This is a genomic window from Pseudomonas segetis, assembly GCF_900188155.1.
GTDB classification, from domain to species: Bacteria; Pseudomonadota; Gammaproteobacteria; order Pseudomonadales; family Pseudomonadaceae; genus Aquipseudomonas; species Aquipseudomonas segetis.
This window is the reverse complement of the sequence record NZ_FZOG01000001.1, coordinates 740,261-766,863: the sequence shown is the minus strand read 5'-3', so window position 1 is coordinate 766,863 and position 26,603 is coordinate 740,261. Positions and strand designations below refer to the sequence as shown.

The window sequence follows — 26,603 nt, the reverse complement described above, 5'->3', positions numbered from 1 at the left end:
GCGAACCGTAGGGTGCGACAACGCGAAGCTTGTCCACCCTAAAATCAAGCCACTCTTCGGTGGATGGAAAAGCGCCATCCACCCTACAGAACATCAGAGAACGGCTTTGGGGTATGAGCCCAGCACCTTGAGCGCCACGGCTTCCTGATTGATCTTCTCCAGCACATCCTTGATCAGCGGATCGCGGTGATGACCAACAAAATCGATAAAGAACACATAGGTCCATTTACCGCTGCGCGAAGGCCGCGTTTCGATGCGCGTCAGGTCGATGCCGTTCTGATGGAAAGGCACCAGCAACTCATGCAATGCACCCGGCTTGTTGCTCATGGAGATAATGACCGAGGTCTTGTCATCCCCTGTCGGCGGCACTTCCTGGCTGCCGATAATCAGGAAGCGCGTCGAGTTGTCCGGACGGTCTTCAATTTTCTCAGCCAGTTTGGTCAAGCCATAGAGGCTTGCCGCCATGTCGCCAGCGATTGCCGCCGAGTTCCACTCACTCTTGACCCGCTTGGCAGCGTCGGCATTGCTTGAAACGGCGATACGCTCGACATTCGGGAAATGGGCATCCAACCATTTGCGGCACTGGGCCAGGGATTGCGCATGGGAATAGATACGAGTGATCTTATCGGTCTTGGTCGATTCACCCACCAGCAGGTGATGGTGGATACGCAGCTCAACCTCGCCACAGATCACCATGTCGTGCTCGAGGAAACTGTCCAAGGTGTGGTTAATCGCGCCTTCAGTCGAGTTTTCGACCGGCACCACGCCAAAGTTCACCGCCCCGGCAGCCACTTCACGGAAAACTTCGTCGATAGCAGCCATCGGCACGCTGATCACCGCGTGGCCGAAATGCTTCATTGCCGCCGCTTGCGAGAAAGTCCCTTCCGGGCCGAGGTAGGCCACTTTCAGCGGGTTCTCGAGCGCCAGGCACGAGGACATGATCTCACGGAACAGGCGGGCCATTTCTTCATTGCCCAGCGGCCCGGCATTGCGGTCCATGATGCGCTTGAGGACTTGCGCCTCACGCTCAGGGCGATAAAAAACCGGCTTCTCGCCTTCCGGCAACGCGGCCATCTTGACCCGCGCAACTTCCTCGGCGCAGCGGGCACGATCACTGATCAGCTCAAGGATTTTCTCATCCAGACTGTCAATGCGCAGGCGCAGTGCCTTTAATTCTTGCTCGGAAATTTGATCCGACATTAACCGTGCTCCTTCTCGAACTCAGCCATGTAGGCAACCAATGCCTGCACCGCATCCAGACCAACTGCGTTATAGATGGAAGCACGCATGCCGCCAACCGAACGGTGACCCTTGAGATTCAACAAACCGCGCGCATCAGCGCCGGCCAAAAATGGCTTGTCCAGACGATCGTCAGCCAGGCGGAACGGCACGTTCATCCACGAACGCGAATTAGGCGTGATCGGGTTACTGTACAGCTCGCTGCTATCAATGGCGCTGTAGAGCAGGTCCTTCTTGGCGCGATTGCGTGCTTCCATCGCACTCACACCGCCCTGCTCCTTCAGCCACTCGAAAACCAACCCCGACAGATACCAGGAAAAGGTCGCCGGGGTGTTGTACATCGAGCCATTGTCGGCTGCGACCTTGTAATTGAGCATGGTTGGGCAGGCACTGCGTGCGCGCCCCAGCAGATCCTCACGCACAATCACCACCACCAGGCCGCTGGGGCCGATGTTTTTCTGCGCGCCAGCGTAGATCAGGCCGAACTTGGAGACATCCAGCTCACGGGAGAGAATATCCGAAGACATATCAGCCACCAGCGGCACGTCACCTACTTGTGGAATCCAGTCGAACTGCAAGCCACCAATGGTTTCGTTGCTGGCGTAATGCACATAGGCAGCATTTTTCGAAAGCTGCCACTCGTTCTGCCCCGGAATCGCAAAGTAGTCATAGGGCTTGGCACTGGCGGCGACATTGATGTTGCCGTAGCGCTTGGCTTCCTCGATGCTCTTCTTCGACCAGATGCCGGTATCGATATAGTCGGCCACACCGTCTTCGGGCAGCAGGTTCAGGGCGATCTCGGCAAACTGCTGGCTGGCACCGCCCTGCAAAAACAGGACTTTATAATTCGAGGGAATGGACAACAGGTCACGCAGGTCCTGCTCGGCCTTCTCGGCGATTGCAGTGTATTCATCGCTGCGATGGCTCATTTCCATCACTGACAGGCCCTTGCCTTGCCAGTCGAGGAGTTCAGCCTGGGCACGTTGCAGAACAGCTTCGGGAAGCGCGGCTGGGCCGGCGCAGAAGTTAAAGGCTCGCTTGCTCACATCCACTCTCTCAAAAAATGGACGCTGGCCCTAAGCCAGCGCCTGATCAAACGCCACAGACAACAAAGCCTGCCGAAGCAGGCTTGTTGAGTGGATTACTCTGTATCTACGGGATTTTCATCCGCAGCTGGAGCTTGAGGTTCAGCGCCCTCTTCAAGCGCTTGCTCCTGCTCAGCTTCAAGCTCTTCATGCACGATCAGCTCGCCATTTTCATCGTATTCTTCTTCAACGGAAGGTTCTTGAACACGTTGCAAGCCGACAAGCTTCTCGTCCTTGGCCAGGCGAATCAGGGTCACGCCCTGGGTATTACGACCCAGGCTTGAAACCTCACCGACGCGCGTACGCACCAGTGTGCCCTGATCGGAAATCAGCATGATCTCCTCACCATCGAGCACCTGAACCGCGCCAACCAATTTACCGTTACGCTCGTTGCTGACCATGGCAATCACGCCCTGGCCACCACGCTTGTACTCCGGGAACTCACCGATTTCGGTACGCTTGCCATAGCCGCGCTCCGAGGCGGTCAGGATCTGGCTACCCTCTTCCGGAATCAGCATCGAGATCAGCTTCTGGCCTTCAGCCAGACGCATACCGCGAACACCGCGAGCGGTACGGCCCATGGCGCGGACATCGCTTTCTTTAAAGCGTGTCACCTTGCCGCCATCGGAGAACAGCATTACTTCACGGCTGCCGTCGGTAATGGAGGCGGAGATCAGGGTATCGCCTTCATCCAGGTCAAGGGCAATCAAGCCCACGCTGCGCTGACGGCTGAACTGTTCCAGCGGGGTCTTCTTCACGGTACCGCCAGCGGTCGCCATGAAGATAAAGTGACCTTCGGTGTATTCGTTGACCGGCAACATGGTGGTGATGTACTCACCCTCATCCAGCGGCAACAGGTTGACCAGCGGACGACCGCGCGCAGCACGGGAGGCTTCCGGGATCTCGTAGGTTTTCAGCCAGTAGACCTTGCCACGGCTGGAGAACAGCAGCAGCGTGGTGTGGCTGTTGGCAACCAGCAGGTGAGAAATGTAGTCCTCATCCTTGACCCCGGTCGCCGACTTGCCTTTGCCGCCACGACGTTGTGCCTGATACGCAGCCAGCGGCTGGGACTTGGCATAACCGGTGTGGGAAATAGTCACCACGCGATCTTCTTCGGTGATCAGGTCAGCCAGGGTCAGGTCGAGACGGTTATCGAGGATCTCAGTGCGACGAGCATCGCCGAACTCAGCCTTGATGCCTTCAAGTTCCTCGGTGATCACTTCCATCAAGCGCTCGGCGCTGGTGAGGATGCGGATCAACTCGCCGATCTGAGCCAGGATTTCCTGGTATTCAGCCAGCAGTTTTTCGTGTTCGAGACCGGTCAGGCGGTGCAAACGCAGGTCAAGAATGGCCTGGGCCTGCTCAGGCGAGAGGTAATACTTGCCATCACGCAGCCCGTATTGCGGGTCCAGGTTGTCCGGACGGCACGAATCAGCGCCTGCGCGCTCGACCATGCTTTGTACGGCGCTGGATTCCCAGGCTTTTGCAATCAGCGCTTCCTTGGCTTCAGCCGAGGTTGGCGAGGCCTTGATCAGGGCGATAACCGGGTCGATGTTCGACAGGGCAACCGCCTGGCCTTCAAGAATGTGGCCACGCTCACGGGCCTTGCGCAGCTCGAACACAGTGCGACGGGTAACCACTTCGCGACGGTGCAGGATAAAGACTTCGAGCATGTCCTTGAGGTTAAGGACCTTAGGCTGGCCATCGATCAATGCAACAACGTTGATGCCGAACACGCCCTGCATCTGGGTTTGCGCGTAGAGGTTGTTGAGGATCACCTCCGGCACTTCACCACGGCGCAGCTCGATCACAATGCGCATGCCGTCCTTGTCGGACTCGTCACGCAGCTCGGTAATGCCTTCGAGTTTCTTCTCCTTGACCAACTCGGCGATCTTCTCGATCAAGCGAGCCTTGTTCAGTTGGTAAGGCAGTTCGGTAACGACGATCTGCTGGCGACCGCCAACCTTGTCGATATCCTCGATCTCGGCGCGGGCACGCATGTAAATGCGTCCACGACCGGTGCGGTAGGCTTCGATGATGCCGGCACGACCGTTGATGATGCCGGCGGTTGGGAAATCCGGGCCCGGGATGTGTTGCATCAGTTCATCGATGCTCAGCTCCGGGTTTTCGATCAGCGCCAAGCAGCCGTTGATAACCTCGGTCAGGTTATGCGGCGGGATGTTGGTCGCCATGCCCACGGCAATACCGCTGGAGCCGTTGATCAAAAGGTTTGGAACCTTGGTCGGCATGACCGCTGGGATAATTTCAGTGCCGTCGTAGTTAGGCACCCAATCCACGGTTTCCTTATGCAGGTCAGCCAGCAGCTCATGGGCCAGCTTGGTCATGCGCACTTCGGTGTATCGCATGGCTGCAGCGTTATCGCCGTCGACCGAACCGAAGTTGCCCTGGCCGTCTACCAACAGGTAGCGCAAAGAGAATGGCTGAGCCATACGGACGATGGTGTCGTAGACCGCTGTATCACCGTGCGGGTGATATTTACCGATCACGTCACCAACGACACGAGCCGACTTCTTGTACGCCTTGTTCCAGTCATTACCCAGCTCGCTCATCGCGTAGAGCACGCGACGGTGCACGGGCTTCAAGCCATCGCGCGCATCCGGCAGTGCACGACCGACAATTACGCTCATCGCGTAATCAAGGTAGGACTGCTTAAGTTCGTCTTCGATATTGACCGGGAGGATTTCTTTGGCCAGTTCGCCCATGAGTAGCCTGGTTCCTTTTTCTGGTGAAACTCCGCGCCATCCATGCTGAACGAGGCGAAGCCTGTCGCTGTAACATCAAGTCAGCATCGACTCACGACAAATCAATAAGTTATGCCATGTGTATATGCGATTCGGATAACCGCAAGCAGTTGCCCTGATAACTGCCGGAGGTTACCACAAACAGCGCTTTACACCTACCCTAAACCGACCAGCAAAAACGGCCAAATAGCCCTGTGACGCACTGAGAGGCCGCACAAGCCGATTTATTCCTTTGCAGCCTCCACCGCAGGCAATGCATAAATGCCATTAGAACGGCATCAAATCGCGCATGGTGATGTCCACGAATATGCTTGACCAAGGCCACGCATATGAAGAATGCAAAACGCGGCCTGCGCACAGAGGCTGGCAATATGTTCCTTGGGCGTATTAATGCAGGCGCTTGCGACACATCAACTGGGTCATCTTGGCCAAATCCGGGCGCTCGACCACACCTTTTTCGGTGACGATAAAGTCGATCAGGTCCGCGGGCGTCACATCGAACACCGGATTGACCGCATCAACGCCCGCCGCCACGCGCTTGCCAGCCACCTCAAGCAACTCGCTGCCGTCACGCTCCTCAATCGGGATGTCTTCGCCGCTTTCCAGATCCATATCGATAGTCGAACTGGGCGCGACGACCATAAAGCGCACGCCATGATGCATGGCATTGACGGCCAGCTGGTATGTGCCGATTTTATTGGCGACATCACCATTGGCGGTGATGCGATCCGCCCCCACGATAACCCAGGTGATGCCACGGGTTTTCATCAGGTGGGCCGCCGCCGAGTCCGCATTGAGGCTCACCGGGATGCCTTCGTTGGCAAGCTCCCAGGCAGTCAGCCGCGAGCCTTGCAGCCACGGACGCGTTTCGTCGGCATAGACCCGCTCGACCAGGCCGTCGAGGTACGCCGCGCGAATCACGCCCAAAGCAGTGCCAAAGCCGCCTGTTGCCAGCGCGCCGGTATTGCAATGGGTCAGCAGGTTTTGCAGATTGCCCTGGTGCTTGCGGATCAAGTCGACCCCGAGCTGGGCCATGGTCAGATTGGCTTCACGGTCGCTCTCATGGATGCCCAGCGCCTCGGTCTCCAACACCGCCAGCACATCATCCTGCGGCTTGAGACGCGCCAGCCGGTCACGCATGCGGTTCAAAGCCCAGAACAGGTTCACCGCAGTAGGTCGCGAATCGGCCAACACCTGGAAATCAGATTCAAGCGCCGCACGCCAGTCGCCGCCTTCCTGGATGCGCTGCCGAGCACTCAGCACCACGCCGTAGGCCGCACTGATGCCAATGGCGGGCGCACCACGCACCACCATCGACTTGATTGCCGAGGCAACCTCTGCGGCACTTTCATAAGCAAGCCATAGCTCTTCAAAAGGCAGTACGCGCTGATCTAGCAGATAAAGACGACCATCACGCCACTCGATAGCCTTGACCTTTTCTGCTGCTAACAACTGCTCGCGCATCAACTCACCCTCGTGAAGCAAAGCCGCCGATTATACGCCCATGCGTGGCCATAGTTGCAGCAAAACCCTTAAATCATTCATCAGGACCAGATTTACACGATTTACTGCGACGCTCCTGGCTGTGACGCCTTGCTATTTACATAAGCCTTTTGCCTTGTACGCACTGCCTTTTTCAGCCGTTCACTATAGAATTGCAGGCCAATTGCCCTGCGGACGCCTTATCAATGCCCGATTCCCCACTCGACCTCATCCTGCTCCCCACCTGGCTGGTGCCTGTTGAACCGGCTGGCGTCGTGCTGCGTGACCACGGGCTGGGCATCCGCGACGGCAAAATCGTAATCATCGCCCCACGCCAGACCATTCTTAAACATAGCGCCCTGCAGATTCGCGAGCTCCCGGAGCATGTCATTACTCCCGGCCTGGTCAACGCCCACGGCCACGCGGCAATGACCCTGTTTCGCGGGCTTGCAGATGACATGCCGCTGATGACCTGGCTGGAACAGCATATCTGGCCTGCCGAAGCCAAGTGGGTCAGCGAAGCCTTTATCCAGGACGGCACAGAGCTGGCGATTGCCGAACAGCTCAAAGGCGGCATTACCTGCTTCTCGGACATGTATTTCTTCCCGGAAATTGCCAGCCAGCAGGTACACAGCAGCGGCATTCGCGGACATATCACCATTCCGGTACTCGATTTTCCGATTCCCGGCGCCCGCGACGCAGCCGAAGCCCTGCACAAGGGCCTGGAGCTATTCAGCGACCTCAAGCATCACCCGCGGATCAAAATCGCTTTCGGCCCCCATGCGCCCTACACCGTCAGCGATGACAAGCTGAGCAACATCAATGTACTGGCCGAGGAACTCGAGGCAGGCATTCACATGCATGTCCACGAAACCGCCTTTGAAGTCCAGCAAAGCCTGGAGCTTTATGGTGAGCGCCCCCTGGCCCGCCTTGCACGCCTTGGCCTGCTGGGGCCGCGCTTCCAGGCCGTGCATATGACCCAGGTTAATGACGAAGACCTGGAATTGCTGGTTGCCAGCAACACCAGCGTCATCCATTGCCCGGAGTCGAACCTCAAGCTGGCGAGCGGTTTCTGCCCAGTCGAAAAACTCTGGAATGCCGGCGTCAACGTGGCCATTGGCACCGACGGCGCTGCAAGCAATAACGACCTTGATCTCCTGGGCGAAACGCGCACCGCCGCGCTACTGGCCAAAGCAGTCGCGGGCTCGGCCACAGCCCTGGATGCACACAGGGCACTGCGCATGGCAACCCTCAATGGAGCACGCGCCCTTGGCCTCGAAGCCGAGATCGGCTCGCTTGAGGTCGGCAAGGCAGCGGATATATGCGCCTTCAACCTCTCCGGGCTGGCCCAGCAGCCAGTGTACGACCCGGTATCGCAACTGATCTACGCCAGCAGCCGCAACTGCGTTGAGCATGTCTGGGTTGGCGGCAAGCAGTTGCTGGAGAACGCCAAGCTAACGCGCATGGATGAAGCGCACATTGTTGCCAAGACCCGGGCCTGGGGCGAAAAAATTGCTGCAAAAGCCTGACAAGCCCTTGAAAGCCAGCGCCAGGCACAACCCGCGCTGCATTGAAAAGCGGCTGCACCAATAAGCCCGTCGCTGCGACAAACTGACATACACTGGCCTGCTGACAAGCAACCACTAACAGGCCTGGAAGTGGCACCATAATGCAGGCCACCAAATTGCAGATTTAACCAGGAACAGCTAATGAGCAACGTCGACCCAGCTGAAATCGCCAAGTTTGAAGCCCTCGCCCACCGCTGGTGGGACCGTGAGAGCGAGTTCAAGCCCCTGCACGAGATCAATCCACTGCGCGTCAACTGGATTGACGAACGCGTCGGCCTGGCCGGCAAGAAAGTTCTGGACGTTGGCTGTGGCGGCGGCATCCTCAGCGAGTCCATGGCCCAGCGTGGCGCGACCGTTACCGGTATCGACATGGGCGAAGCGCCACTGGCCGTTGCCCAGTTGCACCAGCTCGAATCAGGCGTCTCGGTTGAATACCGGCAGATCACCGCTGAAGCCCTTGCCGAAGAAATGCCCGAGCAATTCGATGTCGTGACCTGCCTGGAAATGCTGGAGCACGTGCCTGATCCTGCGTCGATCATTCGCGCCTGCCATCGAATGGTAAAGCCGGGCGGCCAGGTATTTTTCTCGACCATCAACCGCAATCCCAAGGCCTACATGTTTGCCGTGATTGGCGCCGAATACCTGCTGCGCCTGTTGCCCCGTGGCACCCACGACTTCAAGAAATTCATCCGTCCGTCCGAGCTGGGCAGCTGGAGCCGCGCAGCGGGCCTGGAAGTCAAGGACATTATCGGCCTGACCTACAACCCACTGACCAAGCACTACAAGCTGGCGGCGGACGTAGATGTCAACTACATGATCCAGACGCTCAAGGAGCAATGATGCGACTGCGTGCAGTACTTTTCGACATGGATGGCACCCTGCTCGACAGTGCCCCGGACTTTATTGCGATCTGCCAGGCCATGCGCGTCGAGCGCGGCCTTGAGCCCATTGCCGAGAAACTGATCCGCGACCAGGTTTCCGGGGGTGCCCGCGCCATGGTTTCGGTCACCTTCGGCATGGACCCGCAAGATGAAGGGTTCGAGCCCCTGCGCCTGGAGTTCCTCGATCGCTACCAGCGCCACTGCGCCGTACTGACCCGACCTTTCGACGGCATCAATGAATTGCTCGACGACATTGAGCACGCCAAGCTGATCTGGGGCGTAGTGACCAACAAGCCGCTGCGCTTTGCCGAACCGATCATGCAGCAACTGGGCCTGGCCAAGCGCTCGGCCATTCTTATCTGCCCGGACCATGTCAAAAACAGCAAGCCCGACCCGGAACCGATGATCCTGGCCTGCAAAACCCTGGGCCTGGACCCAGCCTCTGTGCTGTTTGTCGGTGACGACCTGCGTGATATCGAGTCAGGCCGCGCCGCCGGGACCAAGACCGCCGCTGTCACCTACGGCTATATTCATCCCCAGGACAACCCGCGCAACTGGGGTGCCGACGTAGTGGTCGATCATCCATTGCAGCTGCGCTCGGTGCTGGACAACGCACTGTGCAGTTGCTGAATACCCGACTGACCTGCGCCTTGGCGCGCAGGTTTGCGTAACCATTGAATCCGGCGACGACGCAGCCGCGACGCCGCCAAGCAAGCGAGACCGAGTCATGTTCGATTACACCGCCCGCCCCGACCTTCTCAAAGACCGCGTTATCCTTGTCACCGGTGCAGGCCGGGGTATTGGCGCAGCAGCAGCCAAGACCTTTGCCGCACATGGCGCGACGGTATTACTGCTGGGCAAGACTGAAAGCAACCTGAGCAAGGTCTATGATGAAATCGAAGCAGCCGGCCACCCGCAAGCCGCGGTAATTCCATTCAACCTCGAAACCGCCCTGCCACATCAGTACGATGAGCTGGCAGCAATGATTGAAAACGAATTTGGCAAAATTGACGGCCTGCTGCACAACGCTTCGATCATCGGCCCGCGCACTCCGGTCGAGCAGCTGTCTGGCGAAAACTTCATGCGTGTAATGCAGGTCAACGTCAACGCCATGTTCATGCTGACCAGCACCTTGCTGCCCCTGCTCAAACTTTCAAGCGACGCCTCGGTGGTGTTCACCTCAAGCAGCGTTGGCCGCAAGGGCCGTGCCTACTGGGGCGCCTACGGCGTATCGAAATTTGCCACCGAAGGTTTTATGCAAACCCTGGCGGATGAACTGGAGAATGTTGCCCCGGTCCGTACCAACAGCATCAACCCCGGTGCAACCCGTACCGACATGCGTGCCCAGGCCTATCCAGGTGAAAACCCGGACAACAACCCAGTACCAGCCGACATCATGCCGGTCTACCTGTACCTGATGGGCCCGGACAGCACTGGCGTCAGCGGCCAGGCATTTGACGCGCAGTAACGCTCGATAGTGGCAAAACAATGCCAGTTTATTGGCAGCCGACCGGCAAAGGTTTGCCGGTCTTTTGTCATCAACATCAGGCGCTCCTTTGGCTTTAGCCACCCAACCGCCATAAGTGATTGAGTTCACAGTTTTTTTCATGAAAATGAAACGGCTGGCACGAAAATCGCTCTAACCGACCATTGCCGCATTTTAGCGCCAGAGGTTTAGCGTTCATGGCCCCCCCAAACTCCAGCAACACAATTGATTTCGATGCGGCCAAGCTGCAGCGTCTCGGCTATTCGAGCAAGCGAAAGCAATCACTGCAGCCCCTTACCCTTGCCCAACTGCGCCAGCACCTGAATTTGCAACTGCAAACCAGCCTTGATGCAGAACGCACACTGAACCTGTTTTTCAGCGAAGTTCAGCGCCTGGTTGCACTGGACGGCTTGTCTTACCAGCACAATATCAGCGATCTGAACCTGGAGTTCGGCCAGGCTGCAGGCAATGCAGCCAGCTACCGCCTGAGCCACGAAGGCGAATACCTCGGCGAGTTGATATTCCGGCGCAAACTGCGCTTTAGCGAAGAAGAACTTCATCAGTTGGAGGCTTTGCTTGGCAGCCTGCTCTATCCGCTGCGCAATGCCTTGCTGTATCGCACAGCCATCCAGAATGCATTACGCGACCCACTGACCAATACCGGAAACCGTATTGCGATGGAGCAAATGCTGCATCGTGAAGTGGATATGGCGCGACGCAATCTTCAGCCCTTGTCGCTGCTGATGCTCGACCTTGACCACTTCAAGCAGATCAACGACAACCATGGGCACGGTGTTGGCGATGAAGTCCTAAAGGCCGTGGCGACCACCATCAAGGCGCAACTGCGCAATGTTGATATGATTTTCCGCTACGGCGGCGAAGAGTTCCTGATATTGCTGTCAGGAACCGGGCGTGACGCATCGGCAATGGTCGGCGAGCGCCTGCGGCATTCGGTCGAGCAGTTGCAATACATCAACCAAGGCCAGCCACTTGCATTGTCGATCAGTCTTGGCGGTGCCAGCCTGTTGCCAGGCGAGTCCGATGAAAGCCTGCTGCGCCGTGCCGACAACGCGCTCTATATCTCCAAGCGCGATGGCCGCAACCGCTTGAGCATGGCCGGATAATCCCGCCCCTCGCAATTGAGAACCCATAGAAAGCAAAAAGGGTCGCACAAGGCGACCCTTTTCTATTTGCGCTTGAGCTTATGCCTTTGGCCCAGGCTTGCGACCGCGACCAAAGCCAGGACGCTGCCCGTCTGCTGCTGGTGCGCCACGACGCTTGGCCGGAGCACCCGCTGGCTTGCGCCCACCGCGCTCGCTCGACTCGGAACCCGCGCGCTCAGGGCGCGGCTTGCCGGAGGTCCGCTGCTTGTTCATGTCACTTGGACGCTCGGCAACCGCAGACGACTTGCCTGCACCGCCACGGGACTGGTCCCGCGAACCGCGACCTGAACGTCCATCGGCTTCAGCCGGGCCACCATGGGCAGGACGCAAGGTGCGCGCCGAGCGCTCACCGCGACCGACCGGCTTGGCCGACTTACGCTGCTGGCGATCCAGCTTGTCGCGCGCCTTCTCTTTCATGTCCGGCAAGGCAACAGGCTTGAGGCCGACTTCTTCGCTGAGAATATCGACTTCGCGCTGGCTCATTTCACGCCACCGGCCCATGGTCAGGTCGGAGGTCATGAACACCGGGCCGAAACGTACACGCTTCAAGCGGCTGACCACCAGGCCCTGGGATTCCCACAAGCGGCGCACTTCACGGTTGCGGCCTTCCATCACCACGCAGTGATACCAATGGTTGAAGCCTTCGCCGCCGGGGGCTTCCTTGATGTCGGTGAACTTGGCCGGGCCGTCTTCGAGCATCACACCTGCCTTGAGGCGCTCGATCATCTCTTCATCGACCTCGCCACGCACACGCACCGCGTATTCACGGTCCATCTGGTAGGAAGGATGCATCAGGCGGTTGGCCAGTTCACCGTCGGTGGTGAACATCAACAAGCCCGTGGTGTTGATGTCGAGACGACCGATATTGATCCAGCGACCTTCTTTAGGACGCGGCAGGCGGTCGAACACGGTCGGACGACCTTCAGGGTCGTCCCGGGTGCAAATCTCGCCATCGGGCTTGTTGTAGATGATTACGCGGCGCAGGTTTTCAGTCGCTTCTTCGCGCTTGATAACCTTGCCGTCGAGGGCAATCGCGTCATGCAGGTCGACACGTTGACCCAGGCTTGCGGCTACGCCGTTGACCTTGACGCGACCGGCATCGATCCAGGTTTCGATCTCGCGGCGCGAGGCCAGGCCCATGCGCGCCAGGACCTTCTGCAGTTTTTCGCCTGCAGGGCTGTTTTGTTCAATTTCTTCACTCATCTGGGCACCTCCCGGTGTTTCTCTGTGATGCGACGACATCTCGTCGAGGGCGCGCATCATACGCGCCCGCTGAAAGAGTAGCCAGTCGTAAAGACCTTATTGGAATTTCTGCCGACTGGAACTCCTGGCATTTGAACCATGGTGGACAAGCTTCGCGTTGTCACACCCTACGAAACCTCGAAGCGTAAGGTGGAAGACGCTTTACCCGTCCACCATTGTCAGCGCCCCCGGATGCGCGGTGGACAAGCTTCGCGTTGTCGCACCCTACGAAACCTCGAAGCGTAGGGTGGAAGACGCCTTACCCTTCCACCATTGTCAGCGCATACCCAGATGCACGGTGGACAAGCTTCGCGTTGTCGCACCCTACGAGGCCTCGAAGCGCAGGGGGGAAGACGCCTTACCCTTCCACCATTGTCAGCGCCCCCGGATGCGCGGTGGACAAGCTTCGCGTTGTCGCACCCTACGAGGCCTCGAAGCGTAGGGTGGAAGACGCTTCACCCTTCCACCATTGTCAGCGCCCCCCGGATGCGCGGTGGACAAGCTTCGCGTTGTCACCCCCTACGAAACCTCGAAGCGTAGGGGGGAAGACGCCTTACCCTTCCACCATTGTCAGCCGCATCCCAGGACTCCAGCGACTAATAGTTGCCGTTAAGCTCATCGGCGATAGCGGCCTGCAAGGCGCGCTCGGCTTCGGCCTCTTCATCCAGAGCAGTCTGGACCGGGTCATAAGGCGTCAGATCCGTTCGGGCGGGCTCAATGCTGCCAGCGCCGATTGCCGGGGCTGGCGCTTGTGAGTCCTGATTTTCAGCTTGCATGTCAGGCTGCTCGGAAGACTCTGGCGGCTCATCATCATGAAGCGACGGCTCTAGATCATCGAAATCTATTTTCAGCCCTTGCTCCATGTCATCCAACTCGGCCAGCAAGCTGCTGAAACTGGTTTCTTCCGGGACTTTCTCGGCCACAGGCGCCATATCGTCATCGCCCTCTTCCCCGGCCAATGCCAAGTCGGCCCGCGCCTGCAAGCTGGCTGGCACCGGCGCCTCGCCTTCTGCATAGCCGACAAACTCAGGTTCTGGCTCGGCGCTCGGCTCCAGTTCACGCAGGTCAGCCAGTGGCGGCAGTTGATCAAGGCTTTTCAGGTTGAAATGATCGAGGAACTGCTTGGTGGTCGCCAGCATCGCCGGTTTTCCAGGCACCTCGCGGTAACCGACCACGCGGATCCACTCACGCTCAAGCAGGGTTTTGACAATGTTGCTGTTGACTGCAACACCGCGAATATCTTCAATTTCACCACGCGTAATTGGTTGACGGTAGGCAACCAGCGCCAGGGTTTCGAGCATTGCCCGGGAATAGCGCTGAGGCCGTTCTTCCCACAAGCGACCAACCCAGGGAGCAAATTTTTCACGCACCTGCAGGCGATAGCCACTCGCTACCTCGACCAGCTCCACCGCTCGCCCGTCACAGGCCTTGCGCAACACTTCGATGGCTTTCTTGAACACCGCAGGTTCCGGCCGTTCGCCTTCCTCGAACAGTTCATACAAGCGCTCAAGCGTTTGCGGCTTGCCGGAAGCCAGCAAGAAGGCTTCAAGCAAGGTGGCCAGGTCTTTGGGTTCATTCAAATTCATTTATTTGCTCAGCTCGCGCCCGGACGTGAATTGGACCATAGGGCTCATTTTGCACTAACTCAGCCAGGGATTCCTTGATCAACTCAAGCACCGCCATAAAGGTTACCACCACCCCCAGGCGCCCTTCCTCGGCGACAAACAACCCGACAAAGGGAACGAATTCACCGCCCCTGAGCCGTTCGAGCACATCACTCATGCGCTCGCGGGTCGAGAGGGTTTCGCGGGTAATCTGGTGGCTCTCGAACATATCGGCACGGCGCAGTACTTCAGCCATGGACACCAGCAACTCCTCCAGGCTGACGTCTGGCAGCAACTTGCGCGCTTTGGCTTGGGGCGCATCCAGGCGTGGCACCGTGAGATCGCGGCCAACCCTGGGAATGCCGTCCAGGCCTTCGGCTGCCGCCTTGTAGCGCTCATACTCCTGGAGACGGCGGATCAATTCGGCACGCGGATCGTCTTCTTCCTCTTCGGCATTGGCCGAGCGCGGCAGCAGCATGCGCGACTTGATCTCGGCCAGCATGGCCGCCATCACCAGGTATTCGGCTGCCAGCTCCAGGCGCACGCTGTGCATCAGTTCGACATACCCCATGTACTGGCGGGTAATCTCGGCAACGGGGATATCCAGCACATCAATATTCTGCTTGCGGATCAGGTACAGAAGCAGGTCCAGCGGGCCTTCAAACGCCTCGAGAAAGACTTCCAGGGCGTCTGGCGGAATGTACAGGTCCAGGGGCATCTCCGTGAGCGCCTCGCCGTACACCTTGGCAAACTGCAGCTCTTGCTGGGCATTGGCCTGATCTGCCGCTGGCGTGGCTTGGCTCATGACAGGCTCACCGGTAATTCATGCCAAGTGCCTGGCGCACTTCGACCAAGGTATCGCGCGCTTCATCGCGAGCACGCTCGGCGCCGCTGGCGAGAATGCCGCGCACCACGTCGAGATTATCCTCATATTCAGCAGCGCGCAGCTGGATCGGCTGCAGGTCCTGCTGCACTGACTCGATCAGTGGCTGCTTGCACTCCACACAACCGATGCCCGCGCTGGTGCAACCCTGCTGCACCCAATCACAGGTGGTCTCGCTGGAATACAGCTTGTGCAGCGGCCACACCGGGCAGCGTGCGGGTTCACCCGGGTCATTGCGATGCACACGGGCCGGATCGGTCGGCATGCGCTTGATCTTCTCTTCGACCTGTTCCTGGGTGTCGCGCAGGTAGATCGCGTTGTTGTGCGACTTGGACATCTTGCCGCCGTCCAGCCCGGTCAGGCGTGGTGACTCACTGAACATGGCCTGGGGTTCAGGCAGCACCAGCTTGCCGCCGCCTTCGAGGTAACCCAGCAAGCGCTCCTTATCACCCAGGGTGATGTTTTGCAGTTCCTTGAGCAGCGCCCTGGCCGTGTCCAGCGCCTCGCTGTCGCCTTGTTCCTGGTAGGCCTGGCGCAAGCTGTTGTAGAGCTTCGAGTTTTTCTTGCCGAGTTTGCGGATTGCAGCCTCGGCCTTGACTTCGAAGCCAGGCTCGCGGCCATAAAGATGGTTGAAGCGCCGGGCCACATCGCGGACAAACTCGATATGCGCCAACTGGTCGGAACCGACCGGCACTATTCCAGCGCGATAAAGCAGGATGTCAGCGGCTTGCAACAAGGGATAGCCGAGAAATCCATAGGTCCCCAGGTCACGCCCCTGATGTTGTTCCTGCGACTCTTTATACGAAGGCACCCGCTCCAGCCAGCTCAGCGGACAAAGCATCGACAACAGCACATGCAGCTCCGCATGCTCAGGCACCTGCGACTGGATAAACAGGGTTGCCGAGCTTGGGCTCAAGCCGCAGGCCAGCCAGTCGATCGCCATGTCCTGCACATGCTTGGACAGCAGGCTGACATCTTCATAATCGGTGGTCAGCGCGTGCCAGTCGACGATGCAAAAAAAGCAGTCATAGCTATGCTGCAGCTTGACCCAGTTTTTTAATACGCCGTGATAATGGCCAATATGCATCTGGCCGCTTGGACGCATGCCTGAAAGTACGCGCCGCTCAGAGTCTACAAGGTTCAAACCGGGTTTCCCGCTAAAAGCAATTGCACAGACATTACCAAGTCACAGCGCATAACGACAGCCTGGCGAACCACGGGTTCTTCAGCCTGCATCACAGTCCAATCAATGCTTCAAGGATTCTCGAAGGGTTGCGGATCGCCACAGCCGACACGCACGATCTCGGGCTCTGCTTCAGACAGATTGATTACTGTAGAGGCTTCCAGGCCACCGAAGCCGCCATCGATGATCAACTCCACATGATGCTCAAGCAGCGAGCGCATTTCATAGGGATCGCTCATTGGCAGCGTCTCACCCGGCATGATCAGGCTCACACTCATGATCGGCTCGCCCAGCTCCTCAAGCAAGGCCTGGGCAATCGGGTGGCTCGGCACCCGCAGGCCAACAGTCCGGCGCTTGGCGTGCAGCATGATACGCGGCACCTCACGCGTGGCATTGAGGATAAAGGTATAGGGCCCCGGCGTATGGGTCTTGAGCAGACGAAAAGCCCCGGTGTCGACCTTGGCGAAGGTACTCAGTTGGGACAGGTCCCGGCAGACCAGGGTGAAATTGTGCTTGTCATCGAGCTGACGCAAGCGACGAATTCGCTCCAGGGCGTTCTTGTCCCCCAGGCGGCAACCAATGGCATAGGATGAGTCGGTCGGATAGACAGCCACGCCACCGCTTCGGATGATTTCCGCAGCCTGTTTTATCAGGCGCGACTGTGGGTTCTCCGGGTGGACCTGGAAGAATTGACTCACATTAGCTCCCTGCTCGTATGACTGCTGATTGTTGAACATGCTCAAAGCGCGTCCATAGTGGCAATAGGTCTTCTGGCACGGGGCGATACATTCCCAGTTCCGACCAGTTGCCCGGTGCATGAAAGTCACTGCCGGCACTGACCAGCAACTCAAACTCACGGGCCAATATGGCCAAGCCGCCAACTTGCTCAGGTGGCTGCATGCCATTACAGACCTCAAGTGCATGCCCACCTGCTTCTGAAAATGCGGCAACCAAACGGCGTCGCTTACTACGAGTAAAGTCGTACTGCCACGGGTGCGCCAGACTAATCAATGCATCGGCCTGTCGTAAGGTCGCGACGGCCTCGTCAAGCGTTGGCCAGTGCTGCTTCACATCGCCCAACTTGCCGGAGCCAAGCCATTTGCGAAAAGCTTCGGCGCGATCTTTCACAAAGCCTGCGCGGACCATGAATTCGGCGAAATGCGGCCGCGCGGGTGCATTGCCGCTATCGCCCAGCTCTTGCTGAATCGCACGTGCACCCTCAAGCGCGCCGGGCATGCCCTTGGCGGCGAGGCGCTGGTCAATTTCCGCAGCACGTAGCCAGCGACCCTGATGCAAATCGGCAATGGCCTTGTTCAATGCAGGCGCATCGCTGGCAAAGGCATAGCCCAACACATGAATGGTCGCACCACCCCACATGCAGGACAGCTCAATACCATTGACCAGTTGCATACCATGTTCATTGGCGGCGGCACGGGCCTCATCAAGCCCCTCAATCGTGTCGTGATCGGTCAATGCGAGCAGCTTGACCCCACGCTCATGTGCCCGCGCCACGACCACTGCCGGTGCCAGCGCGCCGTCGGATGCAGTGCTATGACAATGTAAATCGACATCCATATGGGCACTATCTCAATAATCTAGGGTTGATATTATGCAGACAGATGGAGATTCTTGCTGGATTAAGTCGCACTCAGGAAACCTATGAAAGACTAGTGCACCAGGTGTTACTGGGGTGCCATTGCTACGACCCCAAGGGGTGAGCAACGCGAATCAAGTGTTTATTCAGACCAACTAAAGTTGAGCGTGCCTCCAGTTGTTTTCGCACTTTTATTCGCTGGCGCTTGCCCTTAACCCAGTACTTGGCTGTTAATCCAGTTGGTCGTTACCTCCTGCACTGCCGTCGCTCGTTAGCTTTTTCAGAGGTTCCACAACTGTTTCATAGACGCAAAGGTTATGATTCCCACAGCATGCTTCCTGCAACTGTGTAACTTAAGCTTAGGCCACCGCGCCCACCATTATTGAATGAGGATCAAGATGCTCTACGCCATTATCGCCACTGATGTAGAAAACTCCCTGGAAAACCGTATGGCTTCGCGCCCGGAGCACCTTGCGCGTCTTGAACAGCTTAAAGCTGAAGGTCGTCTTGTTCTCGCTGGCCCGCACCCGGCCATCGATAGCAACGACCCAGGCACTGCTGGTTTTTCCGGTAGTTTAATCGTAGCTGAGTTTGACTCGCTGACAGCCGCGCAAGAATGGGCCAGCGCCGATCCATACAAGGCAGCTGGCGTGTACAGCTCGGTTGTAGTCAAGCCTTTCAAGCGAGTCCTGCCTTAAACACCACACCTGCTCGAGCCAATCAACAGTAGGACTAAGGAGCTCTAATGCGCCCTACTACGCTCACCTTGTCACTTGCTCTATGTTTGCTCGCGCCTGCCCTGCATGCCGAGCCAACCCCAGAAGAAACCGAAGCAACCCAAGCCCGGATTGATGCACTGGAACAACGCCTGGCCTTGAGCGAAGACCAACGCGTACAACTCAGTGAGCAACTACAAGAGCAGAGCGCCGAGCGCGAGAGCATTCAACTGCAACGCCTGCGCCAGGAAAACCAGCGGCTCAAGCTGCAACTCAAAACCGCCCAGGCCCAAACCCCGCCTCCGCTAATCAATGAGCGCCAGCAATGGTTTGCGGTGGGCGCTGGCGCAGGACTACTGGGCGTACTGATTGGCGCGTTGTTGCGCGGCAGTCGCCGTAAACGCCGTGAATGGACCAACTGATCAACATGAGCGCACTTTTACTCATTGACGATGACATCGAACTTTGTGAGCTGCTGAGCCACTGGCTGACCCAGGAAGGCTTCGAAGTGACAGCCTGCCATAATGGCCAGCAGGCTCGCGAAGCCCTGGGCCACTCGGCGCCCGATGCCGTGGTACTAGACGTGATGCTGCCCGACGGCAGCGGCCTGGAGCTGCTCAAGCAATTACGCAGCGAGCATGCCGAGTTGCCGGTACTGATGCTCTCCGCGCGAGGCGAGCCCCTTGACCGGATCCTCGGGCTTGAACTGGGCGCCGATGATTACCTGGCCAAGCCCTGTGATCCCCGTGAATTGACGGCCCGTTTGCGCGCCGTATTGCGCCGCAGCAGCACTCCAGCCTCGACCACACCGCAGCAACAGTCATTAGGCGACCTGCAACACAGCCCTGCCCGTGGCATCGTCAACATTGGTGAAACCGAGGTATTGCTCACCCTTTCCGAAAGCCGGGTGCTCGAGGCATTGCTCAATACGCCGGGCGAGCCGGTCGATAAACAGGAGCTGGCGCAACTGGCACTGGGCCGCAAGCTCACACTGTACGACCGCAGCCTTGACATGCACGTCAGCAACCTGCGCAAGAAGATCGGCCCCCACCCAGACGGCAGGCCACGCATCATGGCCCTGCGCAGCCGTGGCTACTACTACAGCCTGTAGAGCCCTTGCGGGTTGGTTTGCGATCTTTACCTTGGCTTTACCGTTCGCTGACCGCGCTTGACCAAGACCTGCATAAACTGAGCTCATCCGGTAACGAACCGGCCTTGAGATTAGGAGATACATCATGCGCAAGACTCTCACTGCAGTATTACTCGCCCTGACTCTGCCAACACTGGCCATGGCTGCAACAGATGGCGGTCACCATGACGGCAAAGGCCCAGGTCATCGCGGTGCCATGTTCAAGGACCTGGACCTGAGCAAGGAACAGCGCCAGGACATGCGCAAGCTGATGGGCGAACAGATGAAAACCCGCCACGAAATCACCAAGCGCTATCTGGAAAAACTGCCCGAAAAAGAGCAACAAGCCATGAAGGCTGAGCTTAAGGCATCTTTCGACAAGCAACAGGCCGCCATCCGCAGCTTGCTGACGCCCGAGCAGCAAAAGAAGTTTGATGAGCATGTAAAGAAGATGGAAGAGCGTCGTGCTGAAAAGCACAAAGCCAAAGCCGAATAAATAGCCAGACCACAGCCTCGCTTGCGAGGCTAACTAATCTACTGTCAAGCCCGGCAATTTCATGTTGCCGGGCTTGAGGGCTTCTGAAAAACATAGCGAGCGAAGATAGAACGAGGCAAAAACTGTGAAAAAGCGACCGGGATCGGGCTCGACTTTAGGTGCTGTAAATGAGCATTTTGAACAGTTCTTAACGCCCTGATATCAAGCGAAGTAGCTTTTCGAAGTGTCCTTAACTGCAACAAGGAGTTATTCGTGCGGTCATTGTTCTGGCGAATCTTTGCGAGTTTCTGGCTGGCCATCGCCCTGGTTGCAGGCTTGTCCATGCTCCTCGGCCGCGCCCTGAACCAGGACAGTTGGATACTCAATAACACCCCGGCCCTGCAGGGGATTGCCGAAACCTGGACCGAACGCTACGAAAGTGCCGGCAAAGGCCCCGCACAAGCCTTTCTCAGGCAACACAAGGATCAATATCAGGTAGACGTACAGGTACTGGGTGAAAACGGCCAACAGTTGGTCCCCGGTACATTCCCGGCACGCGCCGCAGCCTTTGAGTCGCGGCAAAAGAACAAGCGCCTGCCTTGGCGACGCTTGACCACCGAATACGTAAGCCCCAGCACCGACAAAACCTACCTGTTTATCTATCGCATTCCCTATCCGGTACTCAACGCCTGGCACCGCGACAGCCTGCTCTGGCCGATCAGCGCACTGGCCATTGCCCTGGTGGTATTAACGGCACTAAGCCTGCTCCTGACCCTGTCGATCACCCGGCCACTGAACCGGTTGCGTGGCGCGGTGCACGACCTCGGCCAAACCAGTTACCAGCAAAATAGCCTGGCGCACCTGGCCAAACGCCGCGATGAGCTGGGCGTACTGGCAAGCGACTTCAATCGCATGGGTGCCCGCCTGCAAGGCCTTATTGGCAGCCAGCGCCAGCTATTGCGCGACGTATCCCATGAACTGCGCTCCCCCCTGGCTCGCCTGCGCATTGCCTTGGCGCTGGCCGAACGTGCCAGCCCCGAAGAACGTGAAAAACTGTGGCCGAGACTGACCAAGGAATGTGATCGCCTGGAAGCATTGATCAGCGAGATTCTCGAACTGGCGCGCCTCGATGCCAATCCAGGCGCAGTTCAACCGATCAGGCTGGAGGGGATTGTGCAAAAACTGGTTGAATATGTGCATATCAGCGCCCCGGAACAACGGGTCGCAATCAACATAGCCCCAGGTCTTGAGCTACAAGGTTGGCCCAACATGCTAGAGCGCGCGCTGGACAACCTGCTGCGCAACGCCCTGCGCTTCAACCCTCCTGGCCAGCCGATCGAAGTCAGCGCACAGGCTAAAGATGGCGCGGTGCTGATCCGCGTACGCGACCACGGCCCTGGCGTCGATGACAAACACCTGGGTCAACTGGGCGAGCCATTTTTCCGTGCTCCCGGGCAGACAGCACCTGGCCACGGCCTGGGGCTAGCCATCGCACGCCGCGCAGCAGAGCGCCATGGTGGCAAGTTGATCCTGGAGAATCACGAGGACGGTTTTTGCGCCAGCCTGGTCATTGCAACCCAGCCGAACGCAAAATCCTGATATTTCCCGGCCAGCCTTGATGATCTAGCCTGGCCAGGCGCTGACAAAGTCATCGATATTGAGTGTCGGCGGCGTGCGCAACTCCCGCTCAGGCGTCCCCAGATACAGATAAGCCACGACCTGCTCGTTTTCCGACAACCCCAGGCCATTAGCCACATGGGCATTGGTCGCCATATCACCGGTACGCCAGACGGCACCGATACCCTGGGCATGTGCCGCCAGCAAAATGCTGTGTGCGGCGCAGGATGCGGCTATTACTTGCTCTTGTTCCGGTATTTTCGGCGATGCCTTGATGCTGGCAATCACCACCACCATCAATGGAGCCCGCAAAGGCATCGCATGGGCCTTGTTCAGTGCTTCAACGCTGGGCTGCGAGCCTGAAGCCGATAACGCCTGGGCAAACAACTCCCCAAGCTGCTTGCGCGCATCACCTTCGACCGTCAGGAATCGCCAAGGTCTCAGTTGCCCGTGATCCGGGGCTCGCAGTGCAGCACGAAACAACACCTCACGCTGCGCCGCATCAGGAGCGGGCTCGCTCAAGCGCGGTACAGAAACTCGGTTTATAAGTGCGTCTAGCGCGTCCATCGATCACCTCTCGCAGAACATGAAGCTAAATTCTAGAGCCTGCGAGATAGCCTGTGGGAAAAACCTGCTCGAAGCGTTCAGCCCTAGATGCATTCGCTTGGCCCTGCCCAATGAAAAATGCGCCCAGTGGCAAGCCACTGGGCGCATTTTATTTCGTGCCCTGGATTGCCTCAGGCGACCCGGTTCGGTGACACGCTCGGCTGCAAGGGTGGTGTCAGCGGCGGTAGGCCGTAGGCCTTGCGCGCATCGTCACAACGAGCATTGTGTTCACCGTTGGCCCAGGAGGCTTCAAACTCACGGCACGGGCTGGAACGTTGTTCATATAATGTACAACGCACCCCTTCTCCGACATTCCCCAGCAGTGCATTGCAGCGTGCTGGTTTATGTTCAGTACCACGCATTGCAACACGTTGCGGGGTAATCAATACAACTTGATCATCCGGCACCGTACCGCCAGCAGACTGGCACTCGCCCCAAAAGAAAGACACACGAAAATACGCGCAGCAGGCGCCACACGTTAAACACGGATTAGTTTCAGACATGATTATAGGACTCAGAAACCGGCAAGGGCCGGCACCTGGCGGCTATTCTATGCTTACGGAAGGCGTTGTAAAGCAAAGTTAAGGAAACTCTGAAAAACTACTGCGCTAGGTATTACTGCGTTGAAAAGCTGCTCAAAATGCTCATTTAGAACAACTAAACTGCGCCATTTCGCAGCTTTTCGCCTTGTACTCCCGTCGCTCGCTACCTTTTTCAGTGGTTCCCTGATTGTTGGTGTACAGCTTTCTTCTCGCGAGTAGAATGGCGCCCTTTGCGACTTTCCATCTGTCCTCCACTTGAGCCCCCTTTATGGCCTTGGCGACACTGCGAATTATTGGCTTCATCCTCGGTATCTTTTTATTGACACTGGCGCTCAGCATGATGATTCCGCTGCTGACGCTACTGGTATACGGACGTACCGAAGACCTCGACCCATTCCTCTGGTCAAGCCTGATCACCGCCGGTGCCGGTATGGCGCTGGTCATCCCGGGACGCCCGGAAAACGCCCAGCTGCGCCCACGCGACATGTACCTGCTGACCACTGCCAGTTGGTTGGTGGTGTGCATATTTGCGGCATTGCCAATGGTGCAAATCCACCATATCAGCTACACAGATGCATATTTTGAAACCATGTCGGGCATCACCACCACCGGCTCTACCGTGCTCAGTGGTCTCGACAGCGCCTCTCCGGGCCTGCTTATCTGGCGCTCGATGCTGCAGTGGCTTGGTGGCATTGGCTTTATCGGTATGGCGGTCGCGATTCTGCCGCTGCTGCGGGTCGGTGGCATGCGCCTGTTCCAGACCGAATCCTCGGACTGGGGCGAGAAAGTAATGCCGCGCTCGCACATGGCTGCCAAGTACATTCTGATTGTCTACCTGGGTTTGACCTTGCTTGGCTTTGTCAGCTATTGGCTGGCGGGCATGACGCCATTCGAGGCGATCAACCATGCCATGACCTCGATCTCCACTGGCGGCTATTCAACTTCGGACTCATCGCTCGCCCACTGGGATCAACCTGCGGTGCACTGGGTTGCGGTTGTCATGATGATTTCCGGCAGCCTGCCCTTCACCCTTTACGTTGCCAGTGCACGAGGCAATCGGCGCGCACTGGTTCGCGACCATCAGGTCCACGGTTTCCTGGGTTTCCTGGTCTTGACCTGGCTGGTCTTCGGTACCTGGTTGTGGATCAACTCGGACTACAGCTGGATGGACGCTGTGCGTATCGTGGCGGTCAACGTCACTTCAGTGGTTACCACCACAGGTTTCGCCCTGGGCGACTACACCCTTTGGGGCAGTTTCGCGGTAATGCTGTTCTTCTACCTGACCTTTATCGGCGGATGCTCGGGTTCAACCGCTGGCGGCCTGAAGATATTCCGGTTCCAGGTGGCCTATGTCCTGCTGCGCGCCAACCTGCAGCAACTGGTTCATCCCCGGGCAGTGATCAAGCAGCAGTACAACAACCACAACCTCGACGAAGACATTGTTCGCTCGCTGATTACCTTCTCGTTCTTCTTCACCATCACCATCGGCGTCATTGCCCTGGGCCTGGCGCTCTTGGGCCTCGACTGGATCACCGCCCTGACTGGTGCGGCAACGGCCGTATGTAACGTTGGCCCTGGCCTGGGGCCGATCATTGGCCCGGCGGGCAACTTCGCCAGCCTGCCTGATGCAGCCAAATGGTTGTTGACCCTGGGCATGCTGCTCGGCCGACTGGAAATCCTGACGGTGCTGGTCTTGGTCACTCGCTCGTTTTGGCGTCACTGATATCAGCAGACTAGAATGCCAGGAAAAGAACCACAGGGAAGTCGGTTCCATAATGGAAACCATATTGCGCGCGGGGGTTGAACTGGATGTCTAAATCGACACTGCGCATTCTCGCCTTCATCAACGGCGTGTTTCTCGTGACCCTGTCGGTGAGCATGCTGGTGCCGGTCATTACCCTGCTCGTGTTCGAGCGACCTCACGAAATCAACTCATTCCTTTGGTCGAGTCTGATCACCTTTGTCAGCGGCTTGATCCTGATTGCCCAGGGCCGTAGCCGCCAGCAGGCCTCGCAATTACGCCCTCGCGACATGTACATGCTGACGGTTTCGAGTTGGGTGCTGGTTTGCCTGTTCGCCACACTGCCATTTATTTTCAGCCAGCACATGGGCGTCACCGACGCCTTGTTTGAAAGCATGTCCGGTATTACTGCAACAGGCGCGACCGTGCTCAGCGGCCTGGACAACATGTCGCCGGGCATCCTGATCTGGCGCTCCCTGCTGCACTGGCTCGGCGGCGTCGGCTTTATCGCCATGGCCGTTGCCATTTTGCCGATGCTGCGTATCGGTGGCATGCGCCTGTTCCAGACCGAGTCGTCGGACCGCTCCGACAAGATCATGCCGCGCTCGCACATGGTCGCCAAATATATGGTGGCCGCCTATGTTGGCCTGAGCATTTTCGGCGTCGTGGCACTGTGGCTGGCGGGAATGGGCTGGTTTGATGCGATCAACCACACCATGTCTGCAATTGCCACGGGCGGCTTCTCAACCTCGGACAGCTCCATTGGCCATTGGCAGCAACCTGCGGTGCATTGGGTAACCGTGTTGCTGATGATTCTCGGCAGCCTGCCATTCGTGCTCTATGTCGCGACGCTGCGTGGCAACTTCCGGGCGCTGTATTACGACCAGCAGGTTCGTGGCTTCCTGGGGATCTTGCTCAGCACCTGGCTTATCCTCGGCACCTGGTATGCGCTGACCACTGACCTGCATTGGCTGGAAGCGGTGCGCCACGTTGCGGTCAACACCACCTCGATTATCTCCACGACCGGCTTCGCCTTGGGCGACTACACCCTTTGGGGCGGCTTTGCCGGCATGCTGTTTTTCTACCTGGGCTTTATTGGTGGCTGCTCAGGCTCAACCGCAGGCGGCTTGAAGATCTTCCGCTTCCAGGTGGCCTATATCCTGCTCAAGGCCAACCTCAAGCAACTGGTCCACCCCCGGGCGGTGATCAAGCAGCAATACAACCAACACCGCCTGGACGAGGACATCGTCCGCTCGATCCTGACCTTCTCGTTCTTCTTCACCACCACCATCGCGGTCATGGCCCTGGGCTTGAGCCTGTGCGGGCTGGACTGGATCACCTCGCTTAGCGGCGCTGCCAGTACTGTCTCCGGGGTTGGTCCGGGAATGGGGCCGATCATCGGGCCGGCGGGTAACTTTTCCAGCCTGCCGGATGCCGCCAAATGGATACTGACCTGCGGCATGCTGCTCGGCCGCCTGGAAATCCTCACGGTGATGGTGGTACTGATGCCTTTGTTCTGGCGACATTAAACGGCAGAACAACTGGAAGCACTCGGCATCTGCGCCGATTGAGGGCATAAAAGCGGCATTTATCACCGAAAACCCG

The 26,603-nt window shown here is 58.0% G+C and carries 24 protein-coding genes; 12 read left to right on the top strand and 12 right to left on the bottom strand.

All coding sequences use genetic code 11. The annotated features are described in order from the left end of the window. Positions 1–93 precede the first annotated feature (93 nt). From pheA to mtnA, 4 genes are all read right to left on the bottom strand, one after another. The gene (gene pheA / locus CHB79_RS03610) at positions 94–1,200 is read right to left on the bottom strand and encodes a prephenate dehydratase (protein WP_010483282.1); all 1,107 of its coding nucleotides are present in this window, start codon (positions 1,198–1,200) and stop codon (positions 94–96) included. After that, positions 1,200–2,285: a 3-phosphoserine/phosphohydroxythreonine transaminase gene (gene serC, locus CHB79_RS03605; RefSeq protein WP_010483281.1), complete on the bottom strand. Its 1,086-nt coding sequence runs from the start codon at positions 2,283–2,285 to the stop codon at positions 1,200–1,202. Before serC ends, pheA begins: the two co-directional genes overlap by 1 nt. A 95-nt stretch (positions 2,286–2,380) precedes the next feature. Further along, positions 2,381–5,047, bottom strand: coding sequence for a DNA gyrase subunit A (gyrA, locus tag CHB79_RS03600; protein WP_010483280.1), 2,667 nt, complete (start codon positions 5,045–5,047; stop codon positions 2,381–2,383). Between the two features lie 426 nt (positions 5,048–5,473). Next, a complete protein-coding gene (gene mtnA / locus CHB79_RS03595; RefSeq protein ID WP_089358907.1) occupies positions 5,474–6,550 on the bottom strand; it encodes an S-methyl-5-thioribose-1-phosphate isomerase in 1,077 nt (358 codons plus the stop codon). Between the two features lie 224 nt (positions 6,551–6,774). Here mtnA and CHB79_RS03590 point away from each other — a divergent pair, with 224 nt between their 5' ends. The 5 genes from CHB79_RS03590 to CHB79_RS03570 all read left to right on the top strand — a co-directional run bounded on the left by CHB79_RS03590 (position 6,775) and on the right by CHB79_RS03570 (position 11,627). Next, positions 6,775–8,097 (top strand): TRZ/ATZ family hydrolase, encoded by a 1,323-nt coding sequence (locus CHB79_RS03590; RefSeq protein WP_089358906.1) that lies wholly within the window; start codon positions 6,775–6,777, stop codon positions 8,095–8,097. A gap of 180 nt (positions 8,098–8,277) precedes the next feature. Further along, positions 8,278–8,976, top strand: a complete 699-nt coding sequence (gene ubiG / locus CHB79_RS03585) for a bifunctional 2-polyprenyl-6-hydroxyphenol methylase/3-demethylubiquinol 3-O-methyltransferase UbiG (protein ID WP_089358905.1) — start codon at positions 8,278–8,280, stop codon at positions 8,974–8,976. After that, positions 8,976–9,647 (top strand): N-acetylmuramic acid 6-phosphate phosphatase MupP, encoded by a 672-nt coding sequence (gene mupP / locus CHB79_RS03580; protein WP_010483272.1) that lies wholly within the window; start codon positions 8,976–8,978, stop codon positions 9,645–9,647. The genes ubiG and mupP overlap by 1 nt, the downstream gene beginning before the upstream one ends. Positions 9,648–9,744: 97 nt before the next feature. Continuing rightward, positions 9,745–10,485 carry a YciK family oxidoreductase gene (locus CHB79_RS03575; protein ID WP_089358904.1) on the top strand — a complete coding sequence of 247 codons (741 nt, stop codon included), beginning with the start codon at positions 9,745–9,747 and terminating at the stop codon, positions 10,483–10,485. A gap of 215 nt (positions 10,486–10,700) precedes the next feature. Then, positions 10,701–11,627: a GGDEF domain-containing protein gene (locus tag CHB79_RS03570; RefSeq protein WP_010483268.1), complete on the top strand. Its 927-nt coding sequence runs from the start codon at positions 10,701–10,703 to the stop codon at positions 11,625–11,627. Positions 11,628–11,705: 78 nt separating this feature from the next. Here CHB79_RS03570 and rluB read toward each other — a convergent pair whose 3' ends face one another. The 6 genes from rluB to CHB79_RS03540 all read right to left on the bottom strand — a co-directional run bounded on the left by rluB (position 11,706) and on the right by CHB79_RS03540 (position 18,153). Further along, a complete protein-coding gene (gene rluB / locus CHB79_RS03565) occupies positions 11,706–12,869 on the bottom strand; it encodes a 23S rRNA pseudouridine(2605) synthase RluB (RefSeq protein WP_089358903.1) in 1,164 nt (387 codons plus the stop codon). A gap of 635 nt (positions 12,870–13,504) precedes the next feature. Next, positions 13,505–14,494, bottom strand: a complete 990-nt coding sequence (gene scpB, locus CHB79_RS03560) for an SMC-Scp complex subunit ScpB (RefSeq protein WP_089358902.1) — start codon at positions 14,492–14,494, stop codon at positions 13,505–13,507. After that, positions 14,481–15,197 carry a segregation and condensation protein A gene (locus CHB79_RS03555; RefSeq protein WP_176443136.1) on the bottom strand — a complete coding sequence of 239 codons (717 nt, stop codon included), beginning with the start codon at positions 15,195–15,197 and terminating at the stop codon, positions 14,481–14,483. Before CHB79_RS03555 ends, scpB begins: the two co-directional genes overlap by 14 nt. Positions 15,198–15,324: 127 nt before the next feature. Further along, positions 15,325–16,539, bottom strand: coding sequence for a tryptophan--tRNA ligase (locus CHB79_RS03550; protein ID WP_089358901.1), 1,215 nt, complete (start codon positions 16,537–16,539; stop codon positions 15,325–15,327). A 110-nt stretch (positions 16,540–16,649) separates the two neighbouring features. Beyond that, positions 16,650–17,276: an L-threonylcarbamoyladenylate synthase gene (locus tag CHB79_RS03545; protein WP_089358900.1), complete on the bottom strand. Its 627-nt coding sequence runs from the start codon at positions 17,274–17,276 to the stop codon at positions 16,650–16,652. A gap of 1 nt (position 17,277) precedes the next feature. Next, positions 17,278–18,153: a PHP domain-containing protein gene (locus CHB79_RS03540; RefSeq protein ID WP_010483259.1), complete on the bottom strand. Its 876-nt coding sequence runs from the start codon at positions 18,151–18,153 to the stop codon at positions 17,278–17,280. Positions 18,154–18,570: 417 nt separating this feature from the next. On the opposite strand from CHB79_RS03540, the gene CHB79_RS03535 reads away from it, so the two are divergent. The 5 genes from CHB79_RS03535 (at position 18,571) to CHB79_RS03515 (ending at position 22,091) form a co-directional block, all read left to right on the top strand. Then, positions 18,571–18,870 (top strand): YciI family protein, encoded by a 300-nt coding sequence (locus tag CHB79_RS03535; RefSeq protein ID WP_010483258.1) that lies wholly within the window; start codon positions 18,571–18,573, stop codon positions 18,868–18,870. A gap of 47 nt (positions 18,871–18,917) precedes the next feature. Beyond that, a complete protein-coding gene (locus CHB79_RS03530) occupies positions 18,918–19,310 on the top strand; it encodes an SH3 domain-containing protein (RefSeq protein WP_089358899.1) in 393 nt (130 codons plus the stop codon). A gap of 5 nt (positions 19,311–19,315) precedes the next feature. Then, positions 19,316–19,999, top strand: coding sequence for a response regulator transcription factor (locus CHB79_RS03525; protein ID WP_089359193.1), 684 nt, complete (start codon positions 19,316–19,318; stop codon positions 19,997–19,999). 124 nt (positions 20,000–20,123) lie between these two features. Beyond that, positions 20,124–20,513, top strand: coding sequence for a Spy/CpxP family protein refolding chaperone (locus CHB79_RS03520; protein WP_089358898.1), 390 nt, complete (start codon positions 20,124–20,126; stop codon positions 20,511–20,513). A 252-nt stretch (positions 20,514–20,765) separates the two neighbouring features. Further along, the gene (locus tag CHB79_RS03515; RefSeq protein WP_089358897.1) at positions 20,766–22,091 is read left to right on the top strand and encodes a HAMP domain-containing sensor histidine kinase; all 1,326 of its coding nucleotides are present in this window, start codon (positions 20,766–20,768) and stop codon (positions 22,089–22,091) included. Positions 22,092–22,115: 24 nt separating this feature from the next. Here the strand turns inward: CHB79_RS03515 and CHB79_RS03510 are convergent, their stop codons facing one another. Together CHB79_RS03510 and CHB79_RS03505 are read right to left on the bottom strand one after the other, a co-directional pair. Continuing rightward, complete coding sequence (locus tag CHB79_RS03510; RefSeq protein ID WP_089358896.1) at positions 22,116–22,676, bottom strand: nitroreductase family protein; 561 nt, start codon at positions 22,674–22,676, stop codon at positions 22,116–22,118. A gap of 170 nt (positions 22,677–22,846) precedes the next feature. Continuing rightward, positions 22,847–23,218 (bottom strand): YkgJ family cysteine cluster protein, encoded by a 372-nt coding sequence (locus CHB79_RS03505; RefSeq protein ID WP_010483250.1) that lies wholly within the window; start codon positions 23,216–23,218, stop codon positions 22,847–22,849. Positions 23,219–23,525: 307 nt separating this feature from the next. On the opposite strand from CHB79_RS03505, the gene CHB79_RS03495 reads away from it, so the two are divergent. Both CHB79_RS03495 and CHB79_RS03490 read left to right on the top strand, forming a co-directional pair. Next, positions 23,526–24,980, top strand: coding sequence for a TrkH family potassium uptake protein (locus tag CHB79_RS03495; protein WP_010483249.1), 1,455 nt, complete (start codon positions 23,526–23,528; stop codon positions 24,978–24,980). Between the two features lie 86 nt (positions 24,981–25,066). Next, positions 25,067–26,527: a TrkH family potassium uptake protein gene (locus tag CHB79_RS03490; RefSeq protein WP_010483246.1), complete on the top strand. Its 1,461-nt coding sequence runs from the start codon at positions 25,067–25,069 to the stop codon at positions 26,525–26,527. Positions 26,528–26,603 lie beyond the last annotated feature (76 nt).